Source organism: Streptomyces sp. NPDC054975, from assembly GCF_053609105.1.
The window spans coordinates 343,089-356,981 of the sequence record NZ_JBSGWV010000001.1; the positions used below are offsets into that span (position 1 = coordinate 343,089).

12 protein-coding genes are annotated in these 13,893 nt (G+C 71.8%); 6 read left to right on the forward strand and 6 right to left on the reverse strand.

What is annotated here, in order from left to right; genetic code table 11:
* The first annotated feature begins 152 nt into the window (after window positions 1–152).
* A complete protein-coding gene (locus tag ACWF79_RS01640; RefSeq protein WP_453726032.1) occupies window positions 153–788 on the forward strand; it encodes an HdeD family acid-resistance protein in 636 nt (211 codons plus the stop codon).
* A 120-nt stretch (window positions 789–908) separates the two neighbouring features.
* On the forward strand, window positions 909–1,331 hold the full coding sequence (locus ACWF79_RS01645) for a DUF350 domain-containing protein (protein ID WP_453726033.1): 423 nt from the start codon (window positions 909–911) through the stop codon (window positions 1,329–1,331).
* A gap of 15 nt (window positions 1,332–1,346) precedes the next feature.
* On the opposite strand, the gene ACWF79_RS01650 is transcribed toward ACWF79_RS01645, so the two are convergent.
* The 3 genes from ACWF79_RS01650 to ACWF79_RS01660 form a co-directional block, all read right to left on the reverse strand.
* Window positions 1,347–1,820 (reverse strand): hypothetical protein, encoded by a 474-nt coding sequence (locus tag ACWF79_RS01650; protein ID WP_453726034.1) that lies wholly within the window; start codon window positions 1,818–1,820, stop codon window positions 1,347–1,349.
* A 57-nt stretch (window positions 1,821–1,877) separates the two neighbouring features.
* On the reverse strand, window positions 1,878–3,410 hold the full coding sequence (locus ACWF79_RS01655; protein WP_453726035.1) for a glycoside hydrolase family 71 protein: 1,533 nt from the start codon (window positions 3,408–3,410) through the stop codon (window positions 1,878–1,880).
* Window positions 3,411–3,546: 136 nt separating this feature from the next.
* Complete coding sequence (locus ACWF79_RS01660; protein WP_453726036.1) at window positions 3,547–4,524, reverse strand: LCP family protein; 978 nt, start codon at window positions 4,522–4,524, stop codon at window positions 3,547–3,549.
* A 321-nt stretch (window positions 4,525–4,845) separates the two neighbouring features.
* Between ACWF79_RS01660 and ACWF79_RS01665 the strand changes: the two genes are divergently transcribed.
* A complete protein-coding gene (locus ACWF79_RS01665; RefSeq protein ID WP_453726037.1) occupies window positions 4,846–6,336 on the forward strand; it encodes a sugar transferase in 1,491 nt (496 codons plus the stop codon).
* A gap of 21 nt (window positions 6,337–6,357) precedes the next feature.
* Here ACWF79_RS01665 and ACWF79_RS01670 read toward each other — a convergent pair whose 3' ends face one another.
* Window positions 6,358–7,326: a GDP-L-fucose synthase family protein gene (locus ACWF79_RS01670; protein WP_453726038.1), complete on the reverse strand. Its 969-nt coding sequence runs from the start codon at window positions 7,324–7,326 to the stop codon at window positions 6,358–6,360.
* Window positions 7,327–7,451: 125 nt separating this feature from the next.
* Between ACWF79_RS01670 and gmd the strand changes: the two genes are divergently transcribed.
* The 3 genes from gmd (at window position 7,452) to ACWF79_RS01685 (ending at window position 12,131) form a co-directional block, all read left to right on the forward strand.
* A complete protein-coding gene (gene gmd / locus ACWF79_RS01675; RefSeq protein ID WP_453726039.1) occupies window positions 7,452–8,465 on the forward strand; it encodes a GDP-mannose 4,6-dehydratase in 1,014 nt (337 codons plus the stop codon).
* A 186-nt stretch (window positions 8,466–8,651) separates the two neighbouring features.
* Window positions 8,652–11,366 carry a CBM96 family carbohydrate-binding protein gene (locus tag ACWF79_RS01680; protein ID WP_453726040.1) on the forward strand — a complete coding sequence of 905 codons (2,715 nt, stop codon included), beginning with the start codon at window positions 8,652–8,654 and terminating at the stop codon, window positions 11,364–11,366.
* A gap of 78 nt (window positions 11,367–11,444) precedes the next feature.
* Entirely contained in the window at window positions 11,445–12,131 is a 687-nt protein-coding gene (locus tag ACWF79_RS01685) for a hypothetical protein (RefSeq protein WP_453726041.1), read from the forward strand.
* 15 nt (window positions 12,132–12,146) lie between these two features.
* Here the strand turns inward: ACWF79_RS01685 and ACWF79_RS01690 are convergent, their stop codons facing one another.
* Both ACWF79_RS01690 and ACWF79_RS01695 read right to left on the reverse strand, forming a co-directional pair.
* Entirely contained in the window at window positions 12,147–13,283 is a 1,137-nt protein-coding gene (locus ACWF79_RS01690) for a glycosyltransferase (RefSeq protein WP_453726042.1), read from the reverse strand.
* A complete protein-coding gene (locus ACWF79_RS01695; protein ID WP_453726043.1) occupies window positions 13,280–13,816 on the reverse strand; it encodes a WcaF family extracellular polysaccharide biosynthesis acetyltransferase in 537 nt (178 codons plus the stop codon). The genes ACWF79_RS01690 and ACWF79_RS01695 overlap by 4 nt, the downstream gene beginning before the upstream one ends.
* Between the last annotated feature and the right edge of the window lie 77 nt (window positions 13,817–13,893).

Genomic DNA, 13,893 nt, shown 5'->3' on the forward strand with positions numbered 1-13,893 from the left:
AGGCCGCAAGGACGTGGGTGCGTGGTGCGCATGTCCGCCGGGACCCAGGAGTCGGAGGGCGTGGACCCGGGCGAGATCGAGCACCTGGCGCCGGCGGAGGCGCTCTTCCTCAGCACGTACGCGACACCGCTCTGAGCGGACGGGAGTTCTCCATGACGCAGACCCCTTCACCGCCGTCCGACGAGTCCGACCCCTTCGGGAGCCGGGACAGGGACCGGGACGCGCCACCCGGGCCCCTCGGCGTCCTCGCCGGGGCGGCCTGGCAGGCACTCCTCGTCGCCGGTCTCGCCTCACTCGTCCTCGGCGTTCTGGTGCTGGTCTGGCCGGGTGCCTCGCTGTTCGTGGCGGGCGTGCTGTTCGGCCTGTACCTGCTGTTCAGCGGTGTCATGCAACTGGTGGCCGCCTTCGGCACGCACGCGTCGACCGCGCTGCGGGTGATGGCGTTCATCAGCGGCGCGCTGTCGATCCTGCTGGGCCTGTTCTGCTTCAAGGGCGCGACGCAGTCGATCCTGCTGCTCGCGCTCTGGATCGGCATCGGCTGGCTGTTCCGCGGGATCACCCAGACCGTGGCGGCCGCCTCCGATCCGGGGATGCCCGCGCGTGGTTGGCAGGTCTTCCTCGGGGTCGTCAACGCCCTCGCCGGCGCGGTCCTGATCGTCTCACCGCTCGAATCGGCGACCGTCCTCACCGTCCTGGGCGGCGTGTGGCTGCTCGTCGTGGGGGCCGTCGAGATCGGCACCGCGATCCAGGTGCGCTCGCGTGCGAAGGCCCTGCCGCCAGGCCTCTGAACCGCCTCCCCCACCCCTGGGCCCCGGCCACCCGGCCGGGGCCTTCGGCGCATGCGCTACATTTTGCCGGTCCTTGACCGCGATCACTCACGATCCCTCACTTCTCGGAGCCGGCAACACATGAGCGACATCGTCAACGGCCTCGGCCGGGCCTCCGCCTACGGCGCCCTCGGCGTGGTGCTGCTGATACTCGGCATCGTCCTGGTGGACGTGCTCACGCCGGGCAAGCTCGGGCGCCAGATCTGGGAGGAGCGCAACCGCAACGCCGCGACGCTGCTGAGCTCCGCTCTGCTCGGTATCGGCGGCATCGTCTTCACCTCCATCTGGACGACGTACGACGACTTCGGCAAGGGTCTCGCCTCGACGGCCGCCTTCGGTCTGCTCGGCCTGGCCATGATGGCCGTGGCCTTCCTGGTCGTGGACCTGGTCACGCCGGGCAAGCTGGGCGCCACCCTCGTCGACCCGCAGCCGCACCCGGCGGTCTGGGTGACGGCCTCCTGCAACATCGCGGTCTCCGCGATCGTCTCCGCCTCCATCGCCTGACCGAGGCTCCCGCCGCTACGCGTTCAGTGGCTCCACCTCCAGGAACCGTCTGCGGCGCGGCCCGCGGTAGAGCAGCGCCTCCCAGCCGAGCCGCTCCAGCGCGGGCACGCACGCTCCCAGGGCGGACTCCTCCTCCTGGGCGGCCCCGCTTCCGGGCGGCCCCACCCACTCCACGACGGCCGTGCCGGGCCGCTCCCCGGCCGTGACCCGGTACCCCGTGGCCACCCGCGCGCCCGAGGCGTCGAGGGCGGAGGGCGTGAGGCCCGCCGCCTCCAGGGCGAGCGCCACCGCCCGGACGGGCCGCCTTCGCTCCCACTCGGCGGGCCGCCGCCGTGCGTCGCCGGCGCCTTCGCCGCCGGTCAGCCGCCGGATCTGGAGCAGGCCTTCGACAGCTGCCCGTACCTCACGCGATCGCTGCTCCCTGTCTGTCTCCGGCAGCGGCGGGTCGTCTCCCGTCGCCGCCTCGAAGGTCCCCCGGTTCGTCGTCATGTCCCCACGGTAGGACCCGCCACCGACAACCGTCCGGGGGACGAAAACCCACTCGACTCAGCGCTGGGCGCGACCGCTCGTCACCGCGTAGTACTGCAGGTCCTGCCGGTCGACCGGCCGCCGGACCGGATGGCGGCTGTTGACCGTCGTCGTGGTCGTCCCGCCGCGTACGACGCTCGCGGAGCTGTGGCCGGTGCGCAGGGGCAGCAGCCGCGCGTGGACCCCGGACGGCGCGCGATAGCCGCCCGACGTGGACCCCGTTCTGGTACGGACGTCCGCCGGGGCCGTGAGGAAGGAGAGCACCTCGACGGCGTCGCGGGGTGTGGCCGTGCCCGGGCGGGGCCGTATCACCTGGGGCTGGCGCGTGGCCGGCGGGACGTCGTCGACGAACTGGACGCGCGCGGTGAGGTAGAGCGTGTCGCGCAGGATCTTCGGCCAGGCGCCGGTCTTGAACCGGGTCAGGTAGTAGGAGGAGAGGTCGAGGTAGGCGTGGCCGTTGTGGAGTGAGGGCGCGATGTGGGTGCCCTCGGAGTAGTCGTTCCAGGTGGTGAGCTGGACCCAGTCGGCGTCGGCCGTCAGGGCCGCCTCCCAGCTCGCCCGCAGGGTCTCGGTGTTGCCGGCCTCGTCGAAGACGCCCTGGTTCGGGCGGGCGTCCTGGACGGAGACCGGGTGCATCCAGATCTTGCCGAGGGCGTGGGCCCGTTCGGCGTCGGCCGCGGCGCCGGCCTGCCGGTCGGGGCTGCGGGCGCCCCACTCGGAGAGCCCGTGGCTGATCGCCGCGTACCGTTCCCGGTCGGGGGTGAAGTCGAGGAAGAGCGGGACGAGTGCGGTCCTGATGCCGTGCCGGGTCTCCAGTTCGCGCATCATCGTGCGCCACCACTCCGGTTCCTTCTCCTCGGCCTTGAACGGGGAGACGACGAGCCGGCCGTCGGGCAGCCGGTGCGCCGAGGGGTGCCGGGCGAGATCCGCGAGCGTGTCCGCGAGGGTCACGGGGGTGGCGCCGGTGAGGGCGGTCATGTCCGGCATGAGCTGGATCCGGAAGCCGGGGTCCTCCTCGTGCGCGGCCCGGAGCAGCAGTTCGGCGCGGTCCCGGTGGCGTCCGCCGGCGGAGAGCAGGTCGAGGGTGAAGCCGTCGAGTCCGGCGTCGCGGGCGGTGCGGATCTCCTGGCGGAGGTGGGCGAGTTCCCAGTTCCCGGTCTCGGGCGCGGCGGGGAGCGGGCGGTCGCGGAGCAGTCCTCCGTAGGCGCGGTGCTTGCCCTTCTCGCCGTCCGGGGTCAGGTAGTTGCGCGTGTAGTAGTCGCGGTCGGCGGGCTCGTTGTCGAGGGAGAGGGGGTACGGCGTGAAGTAGTGGGCGAGGACCAGCTTGTCCGAGCGGCGCAGCGTGGCGGTCGGCGGCAGGTCGAAGGGGAGGGCGGTGCTGTACGCCTTCGGGGGCGCCGAGGCCGTGTCGGCGGGGGCGTCGGCGCGCAGAGCGCCCGCCGTGCCGATGCCGGCCCAGGCACCGAGGAGCAGGAGGCCGAGGGCGATTCCCGGGACGAGTCTGCGCCGTCCGGGCGCCCGGTGGGCCGGGTCTGAGGACCTGTCAGCCATGGGCGTCCTTAGGGTCGTTCGGATCTTTCGCCGGTCCCGCGAACGGGTTCTCGTCCGTGCGGGCTGGCTGTAGTACAGCCGATGACCGGCGGTGGAACAACCACCGTCGGGCGTGTGGCGGGCGGGTCCGGCCTGCCTACCGCGTACCGCTTCCGAGCCGGTCGGTGCGGTGAGCGGCGGTGTACGCGGCCATGGTGTCGTTCCGCATCGCCGCCCACAGCGCGCCGGATTTCTTGGCGTCGAGGAGGACGACGGACTGCCCCTTGATCGTGTCGGTCCGGGCGACGGGCGCGTTCATGAAGACCATGTCGGCGGGGCGTACCGACTTGTTGTCCCAGAGGAGTTCACGCAGATCGCCGTCGCTGAGGCGGTCGTCGACGCTGACGCTCGCGGTGAGGTCGTCGAGCAGTTCGGCGGTCCGTACCGGGTTGGTCAGGTTCCGGGTGGTCATGGCCTTGGTGAGGACGGCGCGCAGGAAGTTCTGCTGGCGGTGGGTGCGGTCGAGGTCGCCGCGCGGCAGGTTCTTGCGCTCGCGCACGTAGGCCAGGGCCTGTTCGCCGTTCATGTGCCGGACCGTGCCGTCGACCCGGAGGTCGACCCCTCCGACGGTGTCGGTGAGCTGCTTGAACCCCTCCCAGTCGATGACCGCGAGGTGGTCGACGCGAACGTCGGTGAGGCGTTGGACGGTGTCGATGAGCAGGGGTGGGCCGCCCCAGGAGAAGGCGGCGTTGAGCTTGGCCCTGCCGTGTCTGGGGACGTCGACCCACGAGTCACGGGGGAGCGAGACCACGTAGGCGCCCGAGTGGTCGGCCGGGAGCTGGACCAGCATCATCGTGTCGCTGCGCTGGGCTCCGTACGTCCAGGTCGGCGCCTTGGCGTCGCGTCCGGTGGTGGGCAGGTCGGAGCGGCTGTCGACGCCGACGAGGAGGAAGGTCTGCCCGCCCTTGGAGGGGGCGGGCTGTTCGGCGGGCGGGACATGGGTGGGGAAGGCGCCAGGGATGCGGTCGACCTTGCCGGTGTAGTGCTCGACCGCCCACCAGCCGGCGCCGCCGGCCAGCAGGATTCCGATGCCGAGGAGGGCGAGCGCGGCCAACAGGACGCGTTTCGGGCTCACTCGGCGCTTACGCGGCGTGACAGATGGTGTGCTTTCCGCCACATCCGTGGGGCTCTCCCCCATCGCGTTCTCGTCCCCCTGCGACACGTCCCCGTCCCTTCCTTCCACGGCCTCACGTGCGCCAACTCCCTGTGCACAGACGTATCATGCGGGCGGCCGCGTCCACACCGGCCTCGATGTCACGAGATGAATACGCCATCACCTTCTGCGGTCGTTCGCGTGAACTGCAGCGGACGTGCGCGTGTATGTCGTACTGTTCCGGCGTTGCGACGCTTGTTCGTCGATCTGGGGGTCGATGAACAGGATGGCGAACGTCGACACGTGCCTGGGGGGTACATGTGGCATGCCCGCACCACTGAGACCAACTCCACCGAATCCAGAGACGGTTCACCGGAATCCGCGCCGCGTTCTCGCACGAAGGCGAGCTGGTACCCGGTCGTCGCGCTGACCGTCGACGTCCTGGGGGCGGGCGCGCCGGTGGCGCTGATCCTCCGGATCGAGCACCAGCCGTACGCCTACGCCGGCGCTGCCGTCGCCGCCCTGTCCTGGGTGGCGGTGCGGGCGCTGCGCCGGAGGTACGCGCGGCGCGAACTGGGCGAGTCACGGGGCAGTCTGCCCGTGCTGCACGACTGGCTGATCCTGCTCGGCGTCCTCGCCGTCCTGCGGGCCGCCGCCGATCTGCACCACCCGGCTCTGCTCTGCCTCGCCGTACTGCTTCCGGCGCCCGTACTCACGCTTGCCTGCGTGAAATTGACGTGGCATCACCTGGTGGCCGCTCGCCGGGAGGCGCAGGTGGTCACCCGTGTCTTGGTCCTCGGCGAACCCACGGCGGCCGGGGACGTCGCCGAGCATCTCGCGGGACGGACCGATCACCCGTACGTGGTGGTCGGCGTGGTCGCGATCGGCGAGGGACCGGTCCGTACCGGCGCTCCGGTCGCGGCGCGCCTGGGGACCGAGCCGCCGGAGACCGCCGACGGCGACACCTGCCACGTCCTCACCGCCGCCCGTGAGCTGGAGGCGGACATCGTTCTCGTCGCGGCCGGCCCCCGCATGGCGGGCGAACGGCTGCGCCGTCTGTCCTGGGGGCTGCACGACGCCGGTACCGAACTCGCCCTGGCCCCGGGCCTGGTGGAGTGCGCGGTCAAACGTCTGGAGACCACATCGGCCGCCGGGCTCGCGCTGCTGCGGGTCGCTCCGCCGCTGCGCAGCGGGGTCCAGACCGTCCTGAAGTCCGTGATGGACCGGGCGGGCGCGGCGCTCGGTCTGCTCCTGCTGTCGCCGGTGTTTCTGGTCATCGGCGCCGCCGTGCGGCTCGGCTCGCAGGGTCCGGTGTTCTACCGGCAGGTGCGGATCGGCCAGGGCCGGGTGCCGTTCGTGATGTGGAAGTTCCGCACGATGTTCCTTGACGCCGACGCCCGCAGGGCGGAGCTGGAGCGGGCCAACGAGCACGACGGGCTGATGTTCAAGATGCGCCGCGATCCGCGGGTGACCCGGGTGGGCCGGCTGCTGCGCCGCACCTCGCTCGACGAGCTGCCCCAGCTGATCAACGTCCTGCTCGGTTCGATGTCGCTGGTCGGGCCGCGTCCGCCACTGCCGGAGGAGGTGGAGCGGTACGGGGACGTGGAACTGCGCCGGCTCGCCGTGCGGCCGGGGATGACCGGGCTGTGGCAGATCAGCGGGCGTTCGGACCTGTCGTGGGACGAGACGGTGGAGCTCGATCTGCACTACGTGGACAACTGGTCGTTCACCAGCGACGTGGATGTCATGGCCCGTACGTTCCGCGCCGTCGTCGACGGTCGCGGAGCGTACTGACGGGCCGGCCGCCGCATGAGATCAGTGCTGTTCCCGCCACCAGGCATAGGTGGCGGCGATCCCGTCCGGCAGCGCGACGGCCGGCTTCCATCCGAGGCCGGTGAGCCGGGACACGTCGAGGAGTTTGCGCGGGGTGCCGTCGGGCTTGCTCGTGTCCCAGGAGATCCTGCCCTGATAGCCCGTCACGTCAGCGACAGCCTCGGCCAGTTCGCGGATGGTGAGGTCCTCACCGCAGCCGATGTTGACCGGTTCGTCGCCGTCGTAGCCGCGCAGCAGGACGGCGCAGGCGGCGGCGAGGTCGTCGACGTGCAGGAACTCGCGGCGGGGGGTGCCCGAGCCCCAGAGGGTGATCTCCTCCCGGCCTTCCTCGCGGGCCTCGTGGAAGCGGCGGATCAGGGCGGGCAGGACGTGCGAGCTCTCCAGGTCGAAGTTGTCGCCGGGGCCGTAGAGGTTGGTCGGCATGGCGGAGACGTACTGCGCTCCGTACTGCTTCCGGTAGGCCTGGATCTGCACGATCCCGGCGATCTTCGCCAGCGCGTAGGCCTCGTTCGTGGGCTCCAGCGGCCCGGTGAGCAGGGCGTCCTCGGTGATCGGCTGGGGGGCGAGCCGTGGGTAGATGCAGGAGGAGCCGAGGAAGAGCAGGCGGCGGACGCCCGCGGCGTGCGCGCCGGCGACGACGGACAGCTGGATCCGGAGGTTCTCCTCCAGGAACTGCACCGGGTAGGTGCTGTTCGCCATGATCCCGCCGACCTTCGCGGCGGCCAGCACGACGGCGTCGGGGCGGGTCGCCGCGAGGAAGGCGGCGGTCCGCTCGGCGTCGCGCAGATCGAGCTCGGTGCGGGTCCTGGTGATCACCTCGTGCCCGTCGGCGGTGAGCCGGCGGGCGATCGCGGAACCCACGAGGCCGCGGTGTCCCGCGACGAATATCCGGGCCCGCTCGGGCAGGTACGACATCGATGCGCTCAGGGAGGCGCTCGTCGATTCAGTCATGGCCCGGATCATGCCAGGCCGACCGGCGCCGCAGTACACCAGATCGGGAATTCAGGCCTGTAACGCACCATATCCGCATGACACGGACCGGCTGAGGGCCGGCCCGTCAGAGAGGGGGAGCACGTATGGGCAAGACCGCGCTCATCACCGGCGTCACCGGGCAGGACGGCTCGTACCTGGCCGAACTGCTGATGTCCAAGGGCTACACCGTGCACGGACTGGTCCGCCGCTCGTCGAGCTTCAACACCGAGCGGATCGACCACATCTACCAGGACCCGCAGCAGGCGAACCGCTCGTTCGTCCTGCACCACGCGGACCTCTCGGACGGTGTGGCGCTGGTGAACCTGCTCCGCGACATCCGCCCCGCCGAGGTCTACAACCTCGGCGCGCAGTCGCATGTGCGGGTCTCCTTCGACGCCCCGCTGTACACGGGTGACGTGACCGGCCTGGGCGCGCTGCGGCTCCTGGAGGCGATCCGGGCGAGCGGCATCGACACGCGGATCTACCAGGCGTCCTCCTCCGAGATGTTCGGCGCGACCCCGCCGCCGCAGAACGAGCAGACCCCCTTCCATCCGCGCAGCCCGTACGGCGCCGCGAAGGTCTTCGCGTACTGGACGACGGTCAACTACCGCGAGGCGTACGGCATGTTCGCCGTGAACGGAGTGCTGTTCAACCACGAGTCCCCGCGCCGGGGTGAGACCTTCGTGACCCGCAAGGTGACGCGGGCCGTCGCCCGGATCAAGGCCGGCCTGCAGGACCGGCTCTACCTGGGCAACCTCGACGCCGTACGCGACTGGGGGTACGCCCCCGAGTACGTCGACGCGATGTGGCGCATGCTCCAGCGGGACGAGCCGACCGACTACGTGGTGGCGACCGGAGTCCCCTCGACCGTACGCCAGTTCGTGGAGACGGCGTTCGCACACGCGGGGCTCGACTGGTCCGAGCACGTCCGGTACGACCCCAAGTACGAGCGGCCCAGCGAGGTGGACGCGCTGATCGGGGACGCGAGCCGCGCGCGGGAGCTGCTCGGCTGGCAGCCCACCGTCCAGGTGGAGGAGCTGGCCCGGATCATGGTCGACGCCGATGTCCGGCTCGTGGAGGAGCAGTTGGCCGGGGTCACGGTGCGCATCGACCGCTGAGCTGCGGCTTCCGGCGCGGCAGGGTCCCTCGGGGCGGTGGCGACCCGGGCGACCGCGAGGCCTGACGGTACGAGATTCACCAAGTGGCCTTTTCTGGTTGTCACTTCGTCGTACAGTTCGCATTCATCACATGGCAGTTGCACCACTTCACGCCACATTGACTGGGCTATCACGCCTGGGGGGAACATGCGTAGATCCTGGGGGCTCACTGCTGCCCTCGTGCTGACCGTCGCGGCCGGGGCCGGAGGCTCGTTGGCCCCGACGGCCGCGGCCCTGACGCCGCCGGTGGCCTTCACCGCGGACGATCTGCCGACCTGGCAGACCAACGGTGTCGTCTGGGCACTGGCCGAGGCGAACGACACCGTCTTCGTCGGCGGCACCTTCTCCGAGGTGCGCCCGCCCGACGGCGGCGCCGGCACTCCACGGAGCGCCGTCAACTTCGCGGCGATGGACGCGGCCACGGGCGCGCCCACCAACTGCACCCTCTCCTTCACCGTCGGCAGCGGCACCGCGACCGTGCGGACCCTCGTGGTCTCGCCGGACAAGAAGACGCTGTACGCGGGTGGCTACTTCGGCGCCGTCAACGGCACTCCGGTCTCCAGCCTCGCCGCCATCGACATCGCCACCTGCACGCCGAGGGCATCCTTCACCCCGAGCTTCCCCGCGACCGTGCGGGCGCTCGCCGTCACCGACTCGACCATCTACGCGGCCGGCGACTTCGGCACCGTCGAGGGGCAGACCCGGCAGCGGTTCGCGGCGATCACCACCGCCGGGGAGCTGCTGCCGTTCACCGCCAACGCCGACGAGCCGGGCCGCGCCGTCGAGGTGACCCCGGACGGACAGCACGTCCTGCTCGGGGGCGACTTCTTCACCGTCAACGGCGCCAGCTCGCACGCCCTGGCCGTGGTGAACGCCACGACCGGCGCCGTGGCCAAGGCGTACCCCGGCTTCATCCAGTCGAGCTCCGTCGTCAAGGACATCGAGACGGACGCCACCGGCTTCTACACCGCCAACGAGGGCACCGGCGGCTTCGACGGCCGGATCGCCCTGAACCTCTCGAACTTCGAGCAGCGCTGGCGCGACACCTGCCTGGGCGCCACCCAGGCCGTCCGCTCCTACGAGGGCGTGCTCTACAGCGCCTCGCACGCCCACGACTGCGCCAGCGTCGGCGAGTTCCCCGACGGCCGCCGCTACCACCTGCTCGCCCAGCCGACGACGTCGACCGGCAAGCTCGGCTGGTTCCCCGACACCAACGACGGCATCGGCGAGGGCATCGGTCCGCGCGCCTTCACCATCTCGGGCACCGGCTCCACCAAGTACCTGTGGGTGGGCGGCGAGTTCACCACCACCAACGGAGCACCGGCGCAGGGTCTGACCCGTTTCGCCTCCGGCCCCGACACCGGCGCGCCGACCGTCCCGGTCGCGAGCGCCGCCGCCGTCGGCCCGAACTCGGTGCAGGTCCGCTGGCGTTCGAGCCTTGACCTGGACGACTCGAAGCTGACGTACAAGGTCTACCGCAACGGTGCCGCGACACCGATCGCGACTGTCCAGGGCGACTCGCTGCACTGGGCGCGCCCCCAGGTGTCGATCAAGGACACGGACGTCACCCCGGGCCAGACGTACAGCTACCGGGTGACCGCCGGTGACGCGGCCGGCAACACCAGCGCGCTCTCCGCGACGGCCACCGTGACCGTGCCGACCTCCCCCGAGCCCTACGCCTCGCGCGTGATCGCCGACGGGGCCTCGCTGTACTGGCGCTTCGACGAGTCGACCACGCCGTACGCGGCGGACTCCTCCCACTCCAGCAACAACAGCGGTCTGTACGTCAACGCCCCCGCGCTGCGCCAGACCCCGGGCGCCGTCTCCGGCGCCTCCACGGCCGTCGCGCTCAACGGCACGGACGAGCAGATCCACAGCGACCGGCGGCAGACCGTCACCGGCCCCTTCACCGTCGAGACCTGGTTCAAGACCACCACGAACCGCGGCGGGAAGCTGATCGGCTTCGGCAACAACACCACGCGTAACAGCAGCAGTTACGACAAGCACCTCTACATGACCAACACCGGCAACATCGTGTTCGGCGTGTACAACGGCTCTGCCCGCACGCTGACCTCGTTCGGCTCGTTCAACAACGGCGCCTGGCACCACGCCGTGGGCACCCAGGGCCCGGAAGGCATGCGGCTGTACGTCGACGGCAAGCTGGTCGGCTCCAACAGCGTCTCCACCAACCAGCAGTTCGACGGCTACTGGCACGTCGGCTCCGACAACCTCAGCGGGTGGCCACTGCGTCCGACGAGCACCTTCTTCGCCGGCCAGCTCGACGAGGCCGCCGTCTACCCGTCGGCGCTCACCGGCACGCAGGTGGCTCAGCACTACAGCCTGGCCTCCGCCCCGGCCGACACGGTCACCACCGTCACGGCCTCGGAGGACACCTACGCCAACGCGGGTGCGCCCGGCACGAACTACGGCACGTCCAGCTCGCTCGCCGTCCGCGGCACCTCGGCGTACGCGTCGTACCTGCGGTTCCCGCTGCCCGCCGCTCCGGCGGGCAAGGTCCTCAAGAGCGTCCGGCTCGCGGTGAAGACGACCACGATGACCGGCGCGGGCTCGGCCGACTCCACGTCGGTCGTACCCGTCACGGGGGCCTGGACCGAGGACTCGGTGACGTACAACAACCGGCCGGCCCTCGGCCCGGATCCGGTCGGGACGCTTCAAGGGGCCGTGGACGGCTCGACCCTCTACTCGGCCCCGCTGGACACCTCGGCGGTCTCGGCGGCGCTCGGCAGCTCCTACAGCCTGGCGCTGACCAGCACCGGGACCGACCCGCTGTGGCTCTGGTCGTCCGAGGCGACGGCGGCGGAGGGCACTCCGCAGCTGGTGCTGACCTTCGGCGCACCGTAACCGGTCGCCGTTCCTCCATCACGGATGCGGGGCCCGGTCGGCCGGGCCCCGCATCCGACGTACCACGGGAGTTCCCTCATGCGTCGACCTCATCACCGGCGCCCCGCCGCGGCGGTGGCCGTACTCACCGCGCTGCTCGCCCTGACCGCCTGCTCCTCCGAGGGCAAGGGCGGGAATGCGGACGGGGCGCCGAAGGCCGGCGGTCCCACCCGGTCGGCGGCCGTGCCCGACCGGCAGGCCGAAGCCGTGCCGACCGGTCCCACACCGTCCGCCACCAAGGGGCCGGTCGTCCCCGACTCGGCGCTCAAGCCGGTCACGGGTTCGTTCACGGAGAAGGAGAAGAAGTACCTCAGCGGGCGGGTCCCGCAGAACACGGACCCGGCCGCCGTGCTCCAGACCGGCCAGGAGTCCTGTCAGCGTCTGGAGCGCACCGCCAAGAGGGACAAGGACGCGGCCGTCGGCGCGATCCTCGCCGGGGACATCCCTGACGCCGAGGCGGTGATCACCCATCTCTGCACCGATCAGCAGCCCCTGCTCACGGCGGCGAGGACCGGCTTCGGCGAGGGGACGGTCAAGGCGCCGAAGGCCGGGAGCTACCGCGCCCTCACCACCAACCCCGCCTGCACCTGGCAGGCGCTCGGCGCGGACGGCGCGGTCCTCGCCTCCGGTCCCACGACCGGGTCCGAAGGCCCGGTGCGGGCCCGCGTGCCCGCCGGGGCGCGGGAGTTCACCTCCAGCGGGTGCTACGCCTGGCTGCCCGCGTAGCGGTGCGTACGGGGTCTACGTGCGGGCGGCGGTCGCCGTCGCCCGCTCGTAGACCCCGAGCAGCGTGTCCAGGACCGCGTCCATCGAGAACGCCTCCGCGGCCAGCTTCCGGGCCGCCACCGACGCGTTGTCGTTCTCGCCCGGCTCCAGGAGCGCGCAGACGGCCGGGGCCAGGCCCGCCGCGTCCTCCACCACCCGGCCTGCGCCCGCCGCCGCGATGTCGCGGGCCAGGCCGTTGGAGGTCGTGACGACGGCCGGGGTGCCGACCGACAGGGCCTCCAGGACCGACATCGGGAAGGGCTCGTCGACCGACGGCAGGACGTACACGTTCGCCCGGCGCAGCTCGTCGAGCATCCGCGCGGAGGTCAGCGGCCCGGGCAGGCTCACCCGGTCGCCGACGCCCAGTGCGGCGACGAGCGCGTCCACGGCCGCCCGCTCGCCCTCGTCGGGGCCGGCGAGGACGAACGTGGCGTCGGGATGGTGGCGCAGGATCTCCGGGACGGCCGCCACGAAGTCGGTCGGCCGCTTACGGGACTGGAGCCGGGCCGCGTACAGGATCCGCGGCGGCCCGGTCGGGGCGGGACGCGGCTCCTGGGCCGGTACGCCGTTGACCAGGCGTACGGCTGCGGTGAGCGGGCCGCCCACGACCGCGTCCAGGTCGCGCCGCTCGTGGTCGGTCAGGTACAGGACGGCGGCGGCCCCGCGCAGGACGCGCCGGACGGCTACCGCGTCCAGGAGCTTGGCGAGGGGCTTGTCGCTCGGGTCGACCATGCCGTGCGTCTGGAGCACGAGCGGGCGGCCGGCGCGGAGCGCGGCCAGGGCGACGGGCAGGGTCACGAGGTCCCGGGCGAGGTGGACGTGGACCACGTCGGCGTCCTTGACCAGCGCGCCGGCTCCGGCGAGCAGGGCGGGCGAGGTGATGCCGCTGAAGCCCAGCGGAAGGACGGAGCGGGCCTGGTAGAGCCGGGCGGGCACACCGTCGACCTCGGTGGGCAGGGGGCCTGGGAAGCCGTCGCCGAGGGCGGTGAGGCGGACCTGGTGGCCGCGGGCGGCGAGGCCCCGGCCGAGATTCACGGCGACCCTGACCGGTCCGCCGAAGGCGTGGGTGGGGCTGTGCAGCGTGACCGCGTGCAGGACCCTGAGGCCACTCACGCGGGCACCGGAACCGGCCGGCGGCCCTCGGCCGTGTGCAGGGTCAGCTCCGGGAGGTCCTTGTGCACCGTCGTACCGGCGGCGACGACCGCGTGCCGGCCGACGGTGACACCGGCGAGGACCGTGGCGCGGGCCGCGACCCAGGCGCCGTCCTCGACCGTGATCGGGGCGTTGCGATAGCGGAAGTCGGCGGCCCGGTGGTCGTGGCTCCCGGTGCAGAGCAACGCCTCCTGGGAGACGCAGACATGGGCGCCGAGGGTGATGGGCTCCAGGTTGAGCAGCCAGGCGCCCTCGCCGATCCAGGTGTGGTCGCCGACCGTCAGCTTCCAGGGCCACAGGACCCTGACCCGATGCCGTATGAGCACGCCGTCGCCTATGGTCGCGCCGAAGGCCCGGAGCAGGGCGACCCGCAGCCGGGCCGGGCAGAACCAGGCCATGAAGAGCGTGTTCATCACCGCGAACCAGAGGGCCTGCACGAGTCTGCCGCGGCCCTTGTCGTATCCGGCCAGTGTGAAGGCCGGTAGATTCCGCATGAGTTCACCCCCACCGGCGCCTCCCCGGACGCCCGGCGTTCAGACTATCGGTTGACAGGAGATGACAGGGGGGCGTC

Coding starts and splice junctions, on each gene's coding strand:
- ACWF79_RS01640 (WP_453726032.1), top strand. CDS start 153: ATGACGCAGACCCCTTCACCGCCGTCCGACGAGTCCGACCCCTTCGGG.
- ACWF79_RS01645 (WP_453726033.1), top strand. CDS start 909: ATGAGCGACATCGTCAACGGCCTCGGCCGGGCCTCCGCCTACGGCGCC.
- ACWF79_RS01650 (WP_453726034.1), bottom strand. CDS start 1,820: ATGACGACGAACCGGGGGACCTTCGAGGCGGCGACGGGAGACGACCCG.
- ACWF79_RS01655 (WP_453726035.1), bottom strand. CDS start 3,410: ATGGCTGACAGGTCCTCAGACCCGGCCCACCGGGCGCCCGGACGGCGC.
- ACWF79_RS01670 (WP_453726038.1), bottom strand. CDS start 7,326: ATGACTGAATCGACGAGCGCCTCCCTGAGCGCATCGATGTCGTACCTG.
- gmd (WP_453726039.1), top strand. CDS start 7,452: ATGGGCAAGACCGCGCTCATCACCGGCGTCACCGGGCAGGACGGCTCG.
- ACWF79_RS01680 (WP_453726040.1), top strand. CDS start 8,652: ATGCGTAGATCCTGGGGGCTCACTGCTGCCCTCGTGCTGACCGTCGCG.
- ACWF79_RS01685 (WP_453726041.1), top strand. CDS start 11,445: ATGCGTCGACCTCATCACCGGCGCCCCGCCGCGGCGGTGGCCGTACTC.
- ACWF79_RS01695 (WP_453726043.1), bottom strand. CDS start 13,816: ATGCGGAATCTACCGGCCTTCACACTGGCCGGATACGACAAGGGCCGC.